This window comes from Diaphorobacter ruginosibacter (assembly GCF_014395975.1).
GTDB classification, from domain to species: Bacteria; Pseudomonadota; Gammaproteobacteria; order Burkholderiales; family Burkholderiaceae_C; genus Diaphorobacter_A; species Diaphorobacter_A ruginosibacter.
In genome coordinates, this window is sequence record NZ_CP060714.1 from 4,608,769 (window position 1) to 4,625,737 (window position 16,969).

The following is a 16,969-nucleotide window of genomic DNA, read 5'->3' on the forward strand; positions in this document are numbered from 1 at the left end:
GGGCTTGATGCCGTTGTCGGTGAAGGTCCAGCCTTTTCTAGAGCAACTCGAGAAAACGCTGGCAGATTCTGGTTCTGAAAGCTGCGAAGCGCCTCACAAGTCAACCTTCATGTATCATTTTGCAACCGCAAAGCGGTATCTCGACCTCGTCGAAACATGTCATGCCTCTTACAAACCTTATCCGTGACGGCTTTGTTGACCTCGGGGAATACTGCCCGGGTGAAGATGGTGATTTTGCGGCAGCCCAACTTGCCGTCGACTTTCACATAAGGGTATGGCGAGCCACAGAGTCGCTCACAGCTAACGCCGCGCATACAAAGCCGCTAAACACATACGGCGGAAACTTTGGACTGGGTCGTATACCACTCCATACAGACATGGCCAACTGGGCCGTACCACCACGCTTTCTGATGTTACGTTGTACCGTTGGAGCATCCACTGTTACGACGCCGCTGCTCCATCATCGCGAGCTCATGAGTGGCATTTCTCAGGTTGCCATTGACCGCGCTCGTTTCCGGCTTCGGCGTCCCCTAAGCGGTGAGATGTTTCTAGTTCGCATGCTCCATCAAGGAATTTTCCGATGGGATGAATTGTTCTTGGTGCCTGACAATGCTGCAGCTTTCCGCGTACGAGCAGAGGTAGAAGCAAGTTTGACAAAGGCTCGAGCTAAAGAGGTTGTTCTGGAACGCCCAGCTCATACCATCCTGATTGACAACTGGGCCGTGCTGCACGGCCGTAGCGAAGTGCCAGCACATGCCTTGCACCGCAAAGTTGAACGCGCATATTTTACGGAGGCGAACGATGGTGCTTAAAACCCCGCACGAATGGTCGGCAGAGACTTTGCTTGCCAAGGCGCAGCGCTTCGCCGACAAGATGCTTGAGCGGCCGCGCGATGATTGGGAGTTTGGATTCTGGTCTTCGCTGTGCCTCGAGATGATTGTCCGCGCAGCAGTGTCCAAAGCGTCGCCCGCATTTCTTGCCGATGGCAAAGATTGGAGCAACCTAGCTTTCGCACTTGACCAACAGTCGTCGGGGAATAAGCAATCGCCGAAATCCATCGATATTTCCGAAGCTGCTGCGCGTGCAAACGCGCTCTATCCAGACTTCAACCGCGAAATGGTCGGTTTCTGCGCTCTTCACTTCCAGCGACGTAATGCAGAGCTCCACAGTGGCAGGCTTGCGTTTGATGCACTTGGAACAGACTGGCTCCCCCAGTTTTATGCGGCATGCGAGCCACTCGTAGTCGCGGCCGGTTCCAGTCTTATTGAAATCTTCGGCGCTGAAGAAGCAAAAACCGCAGGTCTAATGATTCAAGCGCATAAGGATGAAGCTGCGAAGGCTGTCAAACAGGCAATCCAGGCCCACCGAACAGTATGGGAAAACAAGAGCCCCGAGGACCGTCAAGGTCTGAAGGACCTTGCCGTTGTGTCGTCGACCAAAGCGGTCGGCCATCGAGTGACATGCCCGTCATGCGGATGCATCGCTCTCGTACAGGGCACGGCAGCCGGTGCGTCCAAAACTGCAATGGAGAACGATGTCATCGTTACACGTACCCCAATGCTCCCCGCGCATTTTGACTGCAAGGCCTGCGAACTGAAGGTGAGTGGATTTTCCAAGCTCAACGCATGCGGGCTGGGTAGTACTTACACCTCAACCTCGTATGAGGACCCTGCAGACTACTTCCAGATAGAGCCTGAGCTACGCCCCGTTGAGTACGAAATGGACGACGATAACAACGAACCATGAAGCAGGGTTTAGACCGGAAACCCCCGTTGTTGCTTAACTGGCCGTGAGAACTAACAATTCCGAAACTAGGATACAGCAATAACGCAGCCGCTTACCTAGTATGGTAAAGGGGCTAGCCCATCAAATCATCACTAGGCTACCTGCAGGTGGCTTGGTTTTTTTATGGTCGGTGCATATCGTGAATTGACTTTTTGCGAATAGGCGAATGTCCGCAATCGGCCGACAGCGGACCTAGCTCAAGGGTCGTGGACGGCGGTGCGGCCTGTCCAGCGCAGGCTTGGCGAATCCCCAAAAAAAAGAAAGCCGCCTAGAGTCCATCACTCAGGCGGTTTTTGGTCTTGTGCGCAGCAGTCAGTTTCTCAACTTATGCTGCACTTTTCTCACTTTTTGCTGTCATCTACAGACAACCTCAAACATCAATATTCCCCGCCCTCAACGCATTGGTCTCAATGAAGTCCCGGCGAGGTTCCACCTCATCGCCCATCAGCATGGTGAATACGCGGTCCGCTTCGATCGCGTCGTCGATCTGCACGCGCAGCAGGCGGCGGACTTCGGGGTCCATGGTGGTTTCCCAGAGCTGCTCGGGGTTCATCTCGCCCAGGCCCTTGTAGCGCTGGCGGGCGGTGGTGCGTTCGGCTTCGCTGATGAGCCATTGCATGGCGCCGCGGAAATCGGTCACCTTTTCTTCCTTGGCCTTTTCGCCCTCGCCGCGGGTGGCCTTGGCGCCTTCGCCCATGAGGTTGCGGAAGATGTGGGCCTCTTCGGAGAGGGCGGCGTAGTCGGCACCATGCACGAAGTCCTGCGTGATGATGCTGCTCTTGATGTTGCCGTGGTGGTGGCGGCTGATGCGCAGGATGGGCTTGTCGGTGCGGGCGTCGAATTCGCCGGCCACGTCGGCGGGCACGCCGTTGGTGTTGAGCTCGCGCAACTTGGCCTGCAGTTGCACGGCGCTGGCCTCGGCGTCCTGCACGGTGTCGAGCTTGATCTCGACGCCGTCGGCGATCGCGCGCAGGGCTTCGGCGTCCATGAAGGCGGACAGGCGTTCGATGACCTGTTCGGCGTGCTGGTGCTTGCGCGCCAGGTCGTTGAGCTCGTCGCCCTGCAGCACGCGCGCGTTGGCGCCGCCGGTGGAGATGCTGGCGTTGTTCAGCGCCACGCGCAGCAGGTAGCTGTCGAGCGCGGAGGCGTCCTTCAGGTACAGCTCTTCCTTGCCGTTCTTCACCTTGTAGAGCGGCGGCTGGGCGATGTAGATGTGGCCGCGTTCGACCAGCTCGGGCATCTGGCGGTAGAAGAAGGTCAGCAGCAGGGTGCGGATGTGCGCGCCGTCCACGTCGGCGTCGGTCATGATGATGATGCGGTGGTAGCGCAGCTTGTTCGGGTCGAAGTCGTCCGAGCCGCTCTTGCCGCTTTCCACGCTGGCCTTGCCGATGCCGGTGCCCAGCGCGGTGATCAGCGTGATGATTTCATTGCTGGACAGCAGCTTCTCATAGCGCGCCTTCTCCACGTTCAGGATCTTGCCGCGCAGGGGCAGGATGGCCTGGAACTTGCGGTCGCGGCCCTGCTTGGCGGAGCCGCCAGCGGAGTCACCCTCGACGATATAGATTTCGCACAGCGCCGGGTCCTTCTCCTGGCAGTCGGCCAGCTTGCCGGGCAAGCCCATGCCGTCGAGCACGCCCTTGCGGCGGGTCATTTCCCGGGCCTTGCGGGCGGCTTCACGAGCGCGGGCGGCCTCGACGATCTTGCCGCACAGCATCTTGGCGTCGTTCGGCTTTTCCTCGAGGTAGTCGGTGAGTGCCTTGGCGACGATGTCTTCCACGGGCGCGCGCACTTCCGAGCTGACCAGCTTGTCCTTGGTCTGGCTGGAGAACTTGGGTTCGGGCACCTTTACCGACAGCACGGCGCACAGGCCTTCGCGCATGTCGTCGCCGGTGACTTCCACCTTGGCCTTCTTGGCGAACTCATTCTGTTCGATGTACTTGCCGATCACGCGGGTCATCGCGGCGCGCAGGCCGGTCAGGTGGGTACCGCCGTCACGCTGCGGGATGTTGTTGGTGAAGCACAGCACCTGCTCGCCGTAGCTTTCGTTCCACTGCATGGCCACTTCCACGCCGATCTCGGTGCCGGGGATGCCGCCGTAGGTTTCCGCGGGGCGCGAGCCGATGGCGTGGAACGCGGTGGGGTGCAGCACCTTCTTGGTGCCGTTGATGAATTCGACGAAGCCCTTGACGCCGCCGGCGCCCGAGAAGTCGTCTTCCTTGCCGGTGCGCTCGTCGACAAGGCGGATGCGCACGCCGTTGTTCAGGAAGGAGAGCTCGCGCAGGCGCTTGGCGAGGATTTCATAGTGGAAATCGTAGTTTTCCTTGAAGATCTCGGTGTCGGGCAGGAAGCGCACCTCGGTGCCGCGCTTTTCGGTCGGGCCGACGATCTTCATGGGCGAGATCTCGAAGCCGTCCACGACTTCGATGATGCGGTCCTGCACCTGGCCGCGCGAGAAGTCGATCTGGTGGATCTGGCCGTCGCGGCGCACCACGAGCTTGAGCTTGATCGACAGCGCGTTCACGCAGGACACGCCCACGCCGTGCAGGCCGCCCGAGACCTTGTAGCTGTTCTGGTTGAACTTGCCGCCCGCGTGCAGTTCGGTCAGCGCGATTTCCGCGGCCGAGCGCTTGGGCTCGTGCTTGTCGTCCATCTTCACGCCCGTGGGAATGCCGCGGCCGTTGTCGACGACGCTGATCGAGTTGTCGGTGTGGATGGTGACGACGATGTCGTCGCAGAACCCGGCGAGCGCCTCGTCGATGGAGTTGTCCACCACTTCGAACACGAGGTGGTGCAGGCCCGTGCCGTCGGAGGTGTCGCCGATGTACATGCCGGGGCGCTTGCGCACGGCCTCCAGGCCTTCGAGGATCTGGATCGCGCCTTCGCCGTAGCCTTCGCTCGGTGCGGCGGAAGGCGCGGGAGCTGGGCCGCCTTGGTTTGCGGTCGGCTCTTCAGGTGTGGGCTGCGTGTTCTCTGCGGTCATGGAGGAATGCTTTCTTCTCTCGATCAGCCGGTCAGCATCCTGCTTGGGGCAGGGAGACCGGCATTAACAATCTGTCGATATTTCAGTCAATCAAATGATCAAATGGCTGCCATTGCTCAAAAAACAAGCAATGGCAGCCTTGATGAATTGACGTGTAGATCAGTGCGTCAGTGGGGTTCCAGACCTCAGATACGCATGGGCATCACGACGTACTTGAAGTTGTCGTTGTCCGGAATGGTGAGCAGTGCGGAGCTGTTGTTGTCGGACAGTTCCACCTTGACCATGTCCTGGCTCATGTTGGTGAGCGCGTCGATGAGATAGCTCACGTTGAAGCCGATCTCGATGGTGTCGCCGCCATAGTCGATGTCCAGCTCGTCCACCGCCTCTTCCTGCTCGGCGTTGTTGGACGCCACGCGCAGCAGGCCGGGTTCGAGGTTCAGGCGCACGCCCTTGAACTTGTCGCTGGTCATGATGGCCGTGCGCTGCAGGCTGGCCAGCAGCGGTGCGCGGCCCAGCGTGATGCTGTTCTTGTGGTTGCGGGGGATCACGCGGTTGTAGTCGGGGAACTTGCCCTCGACCAGCTTGGTGACGAACTCCATGCCGCCGAACGAGAACTTTGCCTGGTTGTTGGCGAACTGCATCTCGATGGCGCCATCGGCGTCGGACAGCAGGCGCTGCAGTTCCAGCACGGTCTTGCGCGGCAGGATCACTTCCTGCTTGGGCACCTCGACGTCGAGCGTGGCGCTGGAGAACGCAAGGCGGTGGCCGTCGGTGGCGACCAGGCTCAGCGTGTTGCCTTCGGCCACGAACAGGATGCCGTTCAGGTAGTAACGGATGTCCTGCACCGCCATGGCGAACGACACCTGGCCCATCAGGTTCTTGAGCACCTTCTGCGGCACGCTGAACGCGGGGCCGAAGCCGGCGGCTTCCTGCACCAGCGGGAAGTCTTCCGCGGGCAGCGACTGCAGCGTGAAGCGGCTCTTGCCGCCCTTGAGGATGAGCTTGTTCTGGCTCGACTCCAGGCTCACGGTCTGGTCCGAAGGCATGGTCTTCAGGATGTCGATCACCTTGCGCGCGCCGACGGTGGTCGTGAACTCGCCGGTATCGCCGCCGAGCTCCGCCGTGGTGCGGATCTGGATTTCCAGATCGCTGGTGGTGAGCTGCAGGGCATTGCCTGTCTTGCGGATCAGCACATTGGCCAGGATGGGCAGGGTGTGGCGGCGTTCGACGATGCCGGACACCGATTGCAGTACTGCGAGGACCTTGTCTTGTGTTGCCTTCAGGACAATCATGTCTTCAACCTTGGTTGGTTTTTGAAAGGTAAAAGCTGTGAGGGGCGGCTGCACGCAGGGCTTTGCTCCCTCTCAAGAGCTTGGCCGGCCCGCCCGACATGGCATTTTGCCTGTGATATGAAACAATTTCGATGGCAGATCAACATCGGGATGGTTACCCCTTGAGGGTTTGCTCCAGCACGTGCAGTTGCTGATTGAGCTCTGTCAATTGCTGGCGCTCGCCCGCGATCTTGCGCACGGCATGCAGCACCGTGGTGTGGTCGCGGCCACCGAACAATTCCCCGATTTCCGGCAGGCTTTTCTGCGTCAATTCCTTGGCCAGGTACATCGCAATCTGGCGCGGGCGGGCGATGCTCGCGGGGCGCTTCTTGCTGTACATGTCGGCCACCTTGATCTTGTAGTAGTCGGCCACCGTCTTCTGGATATTTTCCACCGAGATCTGGCGATTCTGGATCGACAGCAGGTCGCGCAGCGCCTCGCGCGCCAGCTGGATGGAGACTTCCTTCTGGTTGAAGCGCGAGTACGCGAGGATCTTGCGCAGGGCGCCTTCGAGCTCGCGCACGTTGGAGCGCACGTTCTTGGCGACGAAGAAGGCCACTTCCTCGGGCATGTCGGCGTTCTCGGCGCGCGCCTTGTTGATCAGGATGGCGACGCGCATCTCGAGCTCGGGCGGCTCGATCGCCACGGTGAGGCCCGAATCGAAGCGCGAAACCAGGCGTTCGTGGATGTTGGCCAGACCCTTGGGGTAGGTGTCCGACGTCATCACGATATGGCTCTTCTTGGCGAGCAGCGCCTCGAACGCGTTGAAGAATTCTTCCTGCGTGCGATCCTTGTTCGCGAAGAACTGCACGTCGTCGATCAGCAGCAGGTCCAGCGAGTGGTAGCGCGCCTTGAAGTCGTCGAAGGTGCGGCGCTGGTATGCCTTGACCACATCCGAGACGAACTGCTCGGCATGGATGTAGAGAACTTTGGCGTCCGGCTTGTCGGCCAGCAGCTTGTTGCCCACGGCATGCACCAGGTGGGTCTTGCCGAGGCCGACGCCGCCGTAGATGAACAGCGGGTTGTACAGGTGGCCGGGCGACGCCGCCACGTGCATGGCCGCCGAGCGCGCCATGCGGTTGGCCGTACCTTCCACCAGCGAATCGAAGGTGAGGGCCGGGTTCAGGCGCGAGCGGAATGGGCCCGAGCCGTTTTCCTCGGCGGCTGCCGGGGCGGATTCGGGCGCGGCGGCGGGCTCGGGCTGTGCTGCGGGTTGCGGCGGAATGTACTTGCGCACCACGCTTTCACGCTGAGCGAGTGCTAACTCCAGCGGGATGGATTGGCCATACAGGCCTTCGAGAATGGCCGAAATGCGGCCTGCGTATTGCGCGCGGATCCAGTCCAGCTTGAAGCGGTTGGCCACGAACAGGGTGACCTTGGACAGGTCGGGCTCCACCTGGGCCACCAAAGGCTTGATCCAGGTGTTGAACTGCAGCTCGGGCAGCTCCTGTGCAAGCTGCTCCACGCAGGCTTGCCACAGACCTTGCCCAGCATCCGAGCCGGGCTCGTCATGGGAAGGATGGGAAGGTTCCTCGATCATTTCAGGGGAATTCTAGTTGTGGATAGGAGGAACATTGAAGGGCCCCCATTGTACCTTCCGGGAGGAGTTATCCACAATTTTTCCGCATATCTATACGCAGCCTGCCCCCGTTCCCCCAGGGCGCCAGAGGGGCGGGCGGGCAATAGGCCGACAATTCCCGGGGATTGCAAGGATGCGCCAAGCCTGCAATAATCGCGGGTTTCCCTGAACCTGTTCAGGGTGATCCAGCCCGGGCGGGCCTTTAATTGTTGAAGGCAACCGGGATTGTCTGGCGGGCTTTTCGGCCGATCGAAGCCGGGCCTGTAACTGAACTATCAAGGAATTTGAATCATGAAACGTACTTACCAGCCTTCCAAGACCCGCCGCGCACGTACCCACGGCTTCCTGGTTCGCATGAAGACCCGTGGCGGCCGCGCCGTCATCAACGCTCGCCGCGCCAAGGGCCGCAAGCGTCTGGCTGTCTGAGGTCTTGCTGACTGACGGGCCCGCAGGCTCGGCAGCCCTTTGCGGCTGGCTGAGTTGAAGGCCCCGGTTGCAAGCCTCCTCCATCCGCGCAGGGCGTTGCTTTGGCGCTTATGCACCGGTTGAAAACCCGCCCTCAGTTTCAGGCTGCCATGGCGGGTGGAACCGTTTCCCGCACACAGCACTTCGTCCTGCACAGGCTGGGCCTGGTGCCGCCGGACGGTGACTCCCCCAGGATTCCAGCCGAAACGAACACACAGAATGGGTCTGGCAGCGTGCCGCGCGAGCAGCACGATGCGCAGGCCCTGTTTGTCGTGGCCGCCAACGAGCCCGCGGGCCCCTGGCTGGGAGCCATGGTTCCCAAGCGCTGGGCGCGGCGTGCCGTCACGCGCAATGCCATCAAACGGCAGATCTATGTGGCCGGTGCGGCGTTCGAGTCGCAACTGCCGCTGGCCGCGCATGTGGTGCGTCTGCGTACCACCTTCGACCGCAAGCAGTTTCCAAGCGCCACATCCGATGCGCTGAAGGCCGCCGTGCGCGCGGAGCTCGAACAGCTCTTCGCCCATGCCGTGCGCCGCCAGTCCAGGCCATCTTCCGGCGCACCCGCCAAGGCGGGCGTCCCATCATGATCGTGCGCAACATGCTCATGGGGCTGGTGCGTGGCTACCGGCTGCTGCTTAGCCCTTGGCTCGGCTCGGCTTGCCGCTTTGAACCGACCTGTTCGGTTTATGCTCTCGGGGCTTTGGAAAAACATGGCGCGGCGGCCGGCAGCTACTTGACGCTGCGACGCCTGGCGCGCTGTCATCCCTGGTGTGACGGAGGGCACGATCCAGTACCGCAGGATCCGCCGCGCGCAATGCGGCTGTTTTCACGGCACCTGGATTCCTCCTCTTCATCCGCTTCCTCTTCTACGAAGACTTCATGAACGACATTCGCCGCACCATACTGTGGGTGATATTTGCCTTCTCGCTGGTTCTCCTGTGGGACAAGTGGCAAGTACATAACGGCCACAAGGCCACCTTCTTCCCCGTGCCTGAGCAGCAGGCCGCCAAGGCCGCCAATGCGGCGGCTTCCGCCGATGCCACCGTGCCGACGGCGACGACGGCTGCCGCCTCGGGCGCTGCCGGTGCATCGGCCGTGCCGGGTGCCGACGCGGCCGCGCCTGTGGCCAATGCCGCACCGCGCCAGGACGTGGTCATCACCACCGACGTGCTGCGCCTGACCTTCGACAGCGAGGGCGGCACGCTCAAGCATGCCGAGCTGCTCAAGTACTTCGACAAGTCCGAGCCGCCCAAGCCCGTGGTGCTGTTCGACGACTCGGCGACGCACAAGTATCTCGGCCAGACCGGCCTGATCGGCGGCACCTTCCCGACCCACAAGACCGCGATGACCGTGCAACCCGGCGCCCGCGAGCTCAAGGACGGCCAGGACTCCGTGCAGCTGCGCTTCGAATCCGCCGAAGTCGGCGGCGTGAAGCTGGTCAAGACCTACACCATCAAGCGCGGCGCCTACGACGTGGCCGTGCAGCACGATGTGGTGAACAACAGCGGCGCCGCCGTGAACCCGCGCCTGTACATGCAGCTGGTGCGCGACGGCTCCGAGTCGGGCGACCAGACGCCCTTCTACTCGACGTTCACCGGCCCTGCCGTGTACACGGCCGAGAAGAAGTACCAGAAGGTCACCTTCAAGGACATCGAGAACAACAAGGTCAGCGTGGAGAAGACCTCCAACGCCGGCTATGTGGCGATGGTGCAGCACTACTTCGCGAGCGCCTGGCTGCTGGCCGATGACACGCAGCGTGAAAACTTCGTGAACAAGGTCGGCAACAACCTCTACGCCGTCGGCATGATGACGCCCGTGGGCACGGTCGAGCCGGGCCAGACCAAGTCGGTCTCCGCGCGCCTTTTCGCCGGCCCGCAGATCGAGCCGATGCTGGAAGCCCAGGCCCCCGGCCTGGAACTGGTCAAGGACTATGGCTGGCTGACCATCCTGGCCAAGCCGCTGTACTGGCTGCTGTCCAAGCTGCACGGTTTCATCGGTAACTGGGGTTGGTCGATCGTGGCGCTGGTGCTGCTGCTGAAGGTCGCCTTCTACTGGCTGAACGCCAAGGCCTATGCCTCGATGGCCAAGATGAAGGCCATCAACCCGCGCATCCAGGAAATGCGCGAGCGCCTGAAGGACAAGCCGCAGCAGATGCAGCAGGAGATGATGCGCATCTACCGCGAGGAAAAGGTCAATCCGATGGGCGGCTGCCTGCCCATCCTGGTGCAGATTCCCGTGTTCATGGCACTTTATTGGGTGCTGCAATCGAGCGTGGAAATCCGCAATGCGCCATGGATCGGCTGGATCCACGACCTTTCGGTGCCCGATCCGTTCTTCATCCTGCCGCTGCTGATGACCCTGTCCTCGCTGCTGCAGACCGCGCTGAACCCCGCACCGCCGGATCCGATGCAGGCCAAGCTGATGTGGATCATGCCGCTGATGTTCTCGGTGATGTTCTTCTTCTTCCCGGCCGGCCTCGTGCTGTACTGGCTGACGAACAACATCCTGTCCATCGCGCAGCAGTGGATCATCAACACGCGCATGGGTGTGCCGCCGCAGTTCAACTTGCCCAAGTTCAAGTGACGCTCCGCGGAGACGCTTTCGCGTTTATCCCTAGCTAAATCACCCAACGGCCGCTACGCGGCCGTTGTCGTTTTCGGTAGCATGCGAGTTCCTTTGTTCCTCGCGTGCAGGGCACGACTCTTGCAAGTGGGGACATCATCCAATTCACGGACGTGACGACAGTCACCCACTCAGTCAGGAGTCAGGGATATGAATCGAGGAGCGAGCTTCAAGCGAGGCGCATTGGTCGCGGCCATGCTGTTCACCATGGCCGCAACGGCCAGCGCGGTCACGCTGCGCACGGCAGGTGCCAACGACATTCTCACCACCGACCCGATGGCGCAGAATCACCAGACCACGCACGCCTACATGCAGCAGGTGTACGAAAGCCTGGTGCGCTATGACGACAAGTACCAGACCGTTCCCGCGCTCGCGACCAAGTGGACCCAGGTGTCCCCAACCCAGGTGCGCTTCGAACTGCGCAAGGGCGTCAAGTTCCATGATGGTGCGCCTTTCACCGCCGACGACGTGGTGTTCTCCCTGACCCGCGCGGGCACCAAGCCATCGAACATGATCGCTGCCGTCGCGAGCATCCAGGAAGCAAAGAAGGTCGACGACTTCACCGTCGACCTGATCCTCAAGGGCCCGAACCCCACGCTGCTGCGCGACCTGACCGAGGCTCGCATCATGAACAAGGCCTGGGCCGAGAAGAACAACTCCGTCAAGTCGCAGGACTACGCGAGCAAGGAAGAAAACTACGCCTCGCGCAACGCCAACGGCACCGGCCCGTTCCAGCTGGTCAGCTGGCAGCCCGACGTGAAGCTCACGCTCAAGAAGAACGCCAACTGGTGGGACAAGCCCCGGGGCAATATCGATGAGGTGGTGTTCACTCCCATCAAGTCGGCCGCCACGCGTACCGCGGCGCTGATCTCCGGACAGGTCGACGTCGTGATCGACCCGCCGCCACAGGACCTGGCGCGCATGAAGGCCAGCCCCGACATCAAGATCCTCGAAGGCGCGGAAAACCGCACCATCTACCTGGGCCTCGACCAGTTCCGCGACGAACTGCCGGGCGCTGGCACACCCGGCAAGAACCCGCTCAAGGACAAGCGCGTGCGCCAGGCCATGTACCAGGCCATCGACATTGCCGGCATCCATGACCGCACCATGCGCGGCCTGTCGGTCAACGCCGGCACCATGGTTGCGCCCATGGTGCATGGCTGGTCCAAGGAGCTTGATGCGCGCGCCTCGAAGTACGACGTCGACGCCGCCAAGAAGCTGCTGGCCGACGCGGGCTACCCGAACGGCTTCTCGCTCACGCTGGAATGCCCGAACGATCGCTACGTCAACGACGAAGCCATCTGCCAGGCCGTGACCGCGATGTGGACGCGCATCGGCGTGAAGACCAACCTCAAGACCGCACCGATGGCCCAGTTCGTCACCCGCGTGATGAATGCCGAGGTCAATGCCTACCTGTTCGGCTGGGGCGTCGCCACGTTCGACTCGCTGTACTCGCTCGACGCACTCATGGCCACCAAGGACGGCAAGGGCGTGGGCACCTACAACGCCGGCCGCTTCAGCGACGCGAAGCTCGACGGCATGATCAACCAGATCAAGGTCGAGATGGACGCACCGAAGCGCGATGCGCTGATCAACGACGCGCTCAAGCTGGTCAAGGACGAGTACTACTACCTCCCGGTCCACCACCAGATCCGCCCCTGGGCCATGCGCAAGGGCGTGACCACGCAGCACCGCGCGGACGACCGCCTGATGCTGAACTGGACGACGCTGAACTGACGGGATGACGGACTGACAGGGGCGGAGCACAGCCTCCGCCCATGATCCACAAGCAAGGCGCGGTCATGTACCGCGCCTTTTTTGCATAGATGCACTCCTGTGGGCGCAAGTCCTACCGTTGGTTGATCACAACGAACGAAGTGAAGCACAACTGCATGAGGGTTCGTCACCACCATGTGTGTGCCTTGCTACTCCAGCCTCTGAGCTGCCTATGCGGCAGCAAACAGGGGCATCTGCTTGTTTCCATGCATGTGCGGTTTCTGAGCTGCCTATGCGGCAGCAAACTCACCATCCCAAACGATGTGATCGAGCGTTTCTTTCTGAGCTGCCTATGCGGCAGCAAACACCCCACCCTACTCAACATGCCGCCATGGGTTTTTCTGAGCTGCCTATGCGGCAGCAAACATTCAACATGATTCATATCTTTGATTCGACCATTTTCTGAGCTGCCTATGCGGCAGCAAACAAAGTCCTTCGTCTGCCGGCCTCGCGGTGAGCTTTCTGAGCTGCCTATGCGGCAGCAAACAGTTTGTTGTTCTTGTTGCCGCTCGCTCCATTTTTCTGAGCTGCCTATGCGGCAGCAAACCGAAGTCGTGCCAAGGCGAACAGAACCCCACTTTCTGAGCTGCCTATGCGGCAGCAAACGGTCTCTGTTTTTGGCTGATCGCCTCCATTGATTTCTGAGCTGCCTATGCGGCAGCAAACGGGAAGTCGAACAGTGGTGAGCAAACCTTCACTTTCTGAACTGCCTATGCGGCAGCAAACAATGCTGAGCAGATCATCGCGCTGGGGACGGCTTTCTGAGCTGCCTATGCGGCAGCAAACGCGTCAAATCGGTCTAACTGGCCGTTATGCACTTTCTGAGCTGCCTATGCGGCAGCAAACTCTGAAAAAACGCCGATATTGGGGTCGTTCGTTTTCTGAGCTGCCTATGCGGCAGCAAACCACCGCGGCAGGGAAGTGTTCTTGCACGTCCTTTTCTGAGCTGCCTATGCGGCAGCAAACGCAACGGCGCGCAGCTTGCGCACCTTCGGGCGTTTCTGAGCTGCCTATGCGGCAGCAAACCGACGGCACTGCCCGCTACTGAAGCGGCGATTTTTCTGAGCTGCCTATGCGGCAGCAAACGCGAGCAAGCTGCTCAAGCTGGCGCCGGTCGATTTCTGAGCTGCCTATGCGGCAGCAAACTCCGATCCATGCGCGTGCCCCATGTTGCTGATTTTCTGAGCTGCCTATGCGGCAGCAAACGGAATGAGAGTCCGCATACTCCTCGGCGCCACTTTCTGAGCTGCCTATGCGGCAGCAAACTGCTCCCAGGTGTTCGTCGAGTCCGTCCTCCCTTTCTGAGCTGCCTATGCGGCAGCAAACCAGATGGCGGTGAGAAGGGCGGGCAGCACGGCTTTCTGAGCTGCCTATGCGGCAGCAAACGTTCCTGTCCGTGCCAACCTTTCAGCGCGGCATTTCTGAGCTGCCTATGCGGCAGCAAACACGAGTGCGCTGGACATCGTCAATCCGCGTATTTTCTGAGCTGCCTATGCGGCAGCAAACGGCCTCGGTGCGCAGATCAACGGCTTCGACCGTTTCTGAGCTGCCTATGCGGCAGCAAACCAGGATCTTGAGCTCATCGCGCCGCAGCACCCTTTCTGAGCTGCCTATGCGGCAGCAAACACTGCTTGTTTACGGCATCCACAGCGCTCATGTTTCTGAGCTGCCTATGCGGCAGCAAACGCCAGCCATGAGCAGCGCCTGCCGAGCCTGCCTTTCTGAGCTGCCTATGCGGCAGCAAACACAGGCAGCAAGCTGGCACAGCGCGCCCAGCATTTCTGAGCTGCCTATGCGGCAGCAAACTCTGGCTCATCTGCTGTCGCCTGATCGAACTCTTTCTGAGCTGCCTATGCGGCAGCAAACTTGAGCACACGAAACGCCTCGGCTACCTCGTCTTTCTGAGCTGCCTATGCGGCAGCAAACGCCGTGCGCCGCAAAACGTGGGCCGACCAGTTTTTCTGAGCTGCCTATGCGGCAGCAAACGTGGCGCGGCGATGCAGGCTGCAAGCGGTGGTTTTCTGAGCTGCCTATGCGGCAGCAAACTCGAACGAGGCAAAGGACTTGGGCGTCAAGATTTTCTGAGCTGCCTATGCGGCAGCAAACGCGCTCACCCCGGCCCATGGCTGCATTGTGGTTTTCTGAGCTGCCTATGCGGCAGCAAACCCGGCACGCCGTTCTTCTCCATTCCTCCGCAATTTCTGAGCTGCCTATGCGGCAGCAAACAAGGCAGTGCAGCCACATCAACGGCGCGTCCTTTTCTGAGCTGCCTATGCGGCAGCAAACAAGCCGGACCCGAAGTTCCCGCCAGACCAGCATTTCTGAGCTGCCTATGCGGCAGCAAACGCTCCGGCTCTGGCCGCGTGATCGCCACGACTTTTCTGAGCTGCCTATGCGGCAGCAAACTGGTTCTATGAGCCCTACTGGGGTCCTTACGATTTCTGAGCTGCCTATGCGGCAGCAAACAGAAACGTGGCTTGGGGATGCTTGATCAGCACTTTCTGAGCTGCCTATGCGGCAGCAAACCCAGACAGAGCGAAAGAGGATCCGATCGAGGTTTTCTGAGCTGCCTATGCGGCAGCAAACTCGGCGTCCCCTGCGGTTGGCGCATTGCGTGCTTTCTGAGCTGCCTATGCGGCAGCAAACTAGCTCAAAAAATCACTAACTATTTGATTTTTAAAGATGAATTGCATTTCAAGCAGCGCATCCCCTTTTGTCAGTGATGCAGCCAAGTCGTTGATTTTCAAGGATTTGGCTGGCGAGCTGGAAAAAAGGGTCAGAACCACGGAATCGTGGCACTCGCACTTAGGCCATAGGTGTTGAAGTTGCCTTGATGGGCTTCCTGTGTCGGCAGGCCGTGCTCAATAAATAGGCAGAATGGCTGTCCCGTGCTGCTGCTGCGCAGTTGAACATAGGGCAGATGGGGGCGCTGCTCCACGGTGTCGGGGATGGCGGTTTGGGCCTCGTCGATGGTTTCTCCATGTCGATGCATGCGACGGCGGCGTAGGCGGGCGGCGTTGGTCTTGAACTGTCGCCGCTGCACGACTCGGTGTTGTGCGTCGGCCGGTGCTTGAGCGATGGGCCCGTATTCGACGTGGTCGCGCATCCCCCTGAGCCAGTTCATGGACATCAGTTCACCCAGTGCTGCTGGGTGCCCGTGCAGGCGCAGCAAGCTGCCCAGGGTGCGACGGCTGGCTGGAGCATCAATATGTTCGGGAAAGCTGATGCCGATCAGCGTGTTTTCCTGCTGGACCAGAGCACGATGCAGCTTGGAAATCAGGGCACCCAGGAGCTGTGGCTGGCCGAACTCGGGGTCGCGCAGAAGATGGATATCGAGGTAATGCGTGGTCATGGCCAACCTCCCTGGCATCAGTTGGCGTCGCCGAAAACGCCGCCACGAATCAGGACGGCCATCACGAAATGCTGCTGCTCGATGGCTGGTACCTTGTCTTTCAGCAGCCAATCGTCCAACAGTGTGTAGAAATCCAGTTTTTGCTTGGGTTGACGATAGGCTTTCCCCTGTGTGGTAACGGAGCCATAGGGCTCGACAGCGATGGGGCCGAGTTTCTGCGCATTCTCGTACCAAGTGTCAATGGTACGGATGGCATTGCCGATCTTTTGCGAGTGGATGGAGGCAACACCATCCACTTGATAAAGCGTCTTGCTTTTGTCGCCACGCTCCAGAATCAATTCCTGCGAGGGAAATACCTCCTGACCCATGCCCATGCGCACAAATGCCGTGACCTGGAGCAGGACATGAACAGGGCGATTAGTGGCAGGGTCGGTCCGCCCGGCAAGCCCATCGGCGATCAATGCGCCCAATGCCTGGAGATCCGTATTTCCTGCGTCAAACGTGCGAATGCCCTGCGCAAGGGAGTCGAACATCCATGTCGTTTCGGCCAAGCCGTTGCGAAGGCGTGCTATCTGTACCTGGACCTCTTCGGCCCCATGTCGATTGCGCCAGAGAAAGCGGGCATTGGCCAGATTGGCGGCATAACGCAGCCCCAGTTCCGCAAAGCCCTGTTGTTGCACGTAGCCCTGAACGGTCTGCTGCAGCTTGGCCTGGTACTCCGCGCTGTTGCAGGCGGATGGCGTGCCGGTACCGGCGAGCACTCGCAGTGTGAATTGCACCTTGAGTGTGTCCAGTGTGGCGGGCAGAGCGGCGACGTCGACCGTCTGCAGATTGGGCTTCTCGATGGATGCATCGAGCCTGGCGGGATCCTGATCCTTGGCCTTGAGCCGGTTGCTGATGGTACCGCGGACGGATTTGGTGCTGATCCTTACCGGTTCCCAGCTCGCGGCACTGTCACGTGCTGCCCATTGGCCTGCATGGAATGTGGCATCGGAAGGATCCAGTTTGCGCTCGAAAGCCAGAACGGATGCGGTCTTGAGAGAGGTGTTCGACATGATGTATTCAATCCTTTGATATGG

At 60.5% G+C, this 16,969-nt stretch carries 11 protein-coding genes and 1 CRISPR repeat array; of the genes, 6 read left to right on the plus strand and 5 right to left on the minus strand.

From position 1 onward, the window contains the following. The first annotated feature begins 801 nt into the window (after positions 1–801). Positions 802–1,746, plus strand: a complete 945-nt coding sequence (locus H9K76_RS20820) for a hypothetical protein (protein WP_187597173.1) — start codon at positions 802–804, stop codon at positions 1,744–1,746. A 409-nt stretch (positions 1,747–2,155) separates the two neighbouring features. On the opposite strand, the gene gyrB is transcribed toward H9K76_RS20820, so the two are convergent. The 3 genes from gyrB to dnaA all read right to left on the minus strand — a co-directional run bounded on the left by gyrB (position 2,156) and on the right by dnaA (position 7,636). After that, entirely contained in the window at positions 2,156–4,765 is a 2,610-nt protein-coding gene (gyrB, locus tag H9K76_RS20825; protein ID WP_187597174.1) for a DNA topoisomerase (ATP-hydrolyzing) subunit B, read from the minus strand. Between the two features lie 185 nt (positions 4,766–4,950). Further along, complete coding sequence (gene dnaN / locus H9K76_RS20830; RefSeq protein WP_187597175.1) at positions 4,951–6,057, minus strand: DNA polymerase III subunit beta; 1,107 nt, start codon at positions 6,055–6,057, stop codon at positions 4,951–4,953. Between the two features lie 154 nt (positions 6,058–6,211). Further along, positions 6,212–7,636, minus strand: coding sequence for a chromosomal replication initiator protein DnaA (dnaA, locus tag H9K76_RS20835; RefSeq protein ID WP_187597176.1), 1,425 nt, complete (start codon positions 7,634–7,636; stop codon positions 6,212–6,214). Positions 7,637–7,966: 330 nt separating this feature from the next. Between dnaA and rpmH the strand changes: the two genes are divergently transcribed. From rpmH to H9K76_RS20860, 5 genes are all read left to right on the plus strand, one after another. After that, positions 7,967–8,101, plus strand: a complete 135-nt coding sequence (gene rpmH, locus H9K76_RS20840) for a 50S ribosomal protein L34 (protein WP_005798102.1) — start codon at positions 7,967–7,969, stop codon at positions 8,099–8,101. A gap of 110 nt (positions 8,102–8,211) precedes the next feature. Then, positions 8,212–8,727: a ribonuclease P protein component gene (locus H9K76_RS20845; RefSeq protein WP_187597177.1), complete on the plus strand. Its 516-nt coding sequence runs from the start codon at positions 8,212–8,214 to the stop codon at positions 8,725–8,727. Then, the gene (gene yidD, locus H9K76_RS20850) at positions 8,727–9,023 is read left to right on the plus strand and encodes a membrane protein insertion efficiency factor YidD (RefSeq protein ID WP_187600773.1); all 297 of its coding nucleotides are present in this window, start codon (positions 8,727–8,729) and stop codon (positions 9,021–9,023) included. Before H9K76_RS20845 ends, yidD begins: the two co-directional genes overlap by 1 nt. Then, positions 9,020–10,723, plus strand: a complete 1,704-nt coding sequence (gene yidC, locus H9K76_RS20855; RefSeq protein WP_187597178.1) for a membrane protein insertase YidC — start codon at positions 9,020–9,022, stop codon at positions 10,721–10,723. Before yidD ends, yidC begins: the two co-directional genes overlap by 4 nt. Before the next feature lie 189 nt (positions 10,724–10,912). After that, the gene (locus tag H9K76_RS20860) at positions 10,913–12,499 is read left to right on the plus strand and encodes an ABC transporter substrate-binding protein (protein ID WP_187597179.1); all 1,587 of its coding nucleotides are present in this window, start codon (positions 10,913–10,915) and stop codon (positions 12,497–12,499) included. A 197-nt stretch (positions 12,500–12,696) separates the two neighbouring features. After that, positions 12,697–15,184: a CRISPR direct-repeat array (repeat unit 28 nt; unit sequence TTTCTGAGCTGCCTATGCGGCAGCAAAC). Positions 15,185–15,314: 130 nt separating this feature from the next. Here H9K76_RS20860 and cas6f read toward each other — a convergent pair. Both cas6f and csy3 read right to left on the minus strand, forming a co-directional pair. Next, positions 15,315–15,890, minus strand: coding sequence for a type I-F CRISPR-associated endoribonuclease Cas6/Csy4 (gene cas6f / locus H9K76_RS20865; protein WP_187597180.1), 576 nt, complete (start codon positions 15,888–15,890; stop codon positions 15,315–15,317). A 17-nt stretch (positions 15,891–15,907) separates the two neighbouring features. Further along, positions 15,908–16,945, minus strand: coding sequence for a type I-F CRISPR-associated protein Csy3 (gene csy3 / locus H9K76_RS20870; protein ID WP_187597181.1), 1,038 nt, complete (start codon positions 16,943–16,945; stop codon positions 15,908–15,910). Positions 16,946–16,969 lie beyond the last annotated feature (24 nt).

Coding starts and splice junctions, on each gene's coding strand:
- cas6f (WP_187597180.1), bottom strand. CDS start 15,890: ATGACCACGCATTACCTCGATATCCATCTTCTGCGCGACCCCGAGTTC.
- dnaN (WP_187597175.1), bottom strand. CDS start 6,057: ATGATTGTCCTGAAGGCAACACAAGACAAGGTCCTCGCAGTACTGCAA.
- csy3 (WP_187597181.1), bottom strand. CDS start 16,945: ATGTCGAACACCTCTCTCAAGACCGCATCCGTTCTGGCTTTCGAGCGC.
- H9K76_RS20820 (WP_187597173.1), top strand. CDS start 802: ATGGTGCTTAAAACCCCGCACGAATGGTCGGCAGAGACTTTGCTTGCC.
- gyrB (WP_187597174.1), bottom strand. CDS start 4,765: ATGACCGCAGAGAACACGCAGCCCACACCTGAAGAGCCGACCGCAAAC.
- rpmH (WP_005798102.1), top strand. CDS start 7,967: ATGAAACGTACTTACCAGCCTTCCAAGACCCGCCGCGCACGTACCCAC.
- yidC (WP_187597178.1), top strand. CDS start 9,020: ATGAACGACATTCGCCGCACCATACTGTGGGTGATATTTGCCTTCTCG.
- H9K76_RS20845 (WP_187597177.1), top strand. CDS start 8,212: ATGCACCGGTTGAAAACCCGCCCTCAGTTTCAGGCTGCCATGGCGGGT.
- H9K76_RS20860 (WP_187597179.1), top strand. CDS start 10,913: ATGAATCGAGGAGCGAGCTTCAAGCGAGGCGCATTGGTCGCGGCCATG.
- dnaA (WP_187597176.1), bottom strand. CDS start 7,636: ATGATCGAGGAACCTTCCCATCCTTCCCATGACGAGCCCGGCTCGGAT.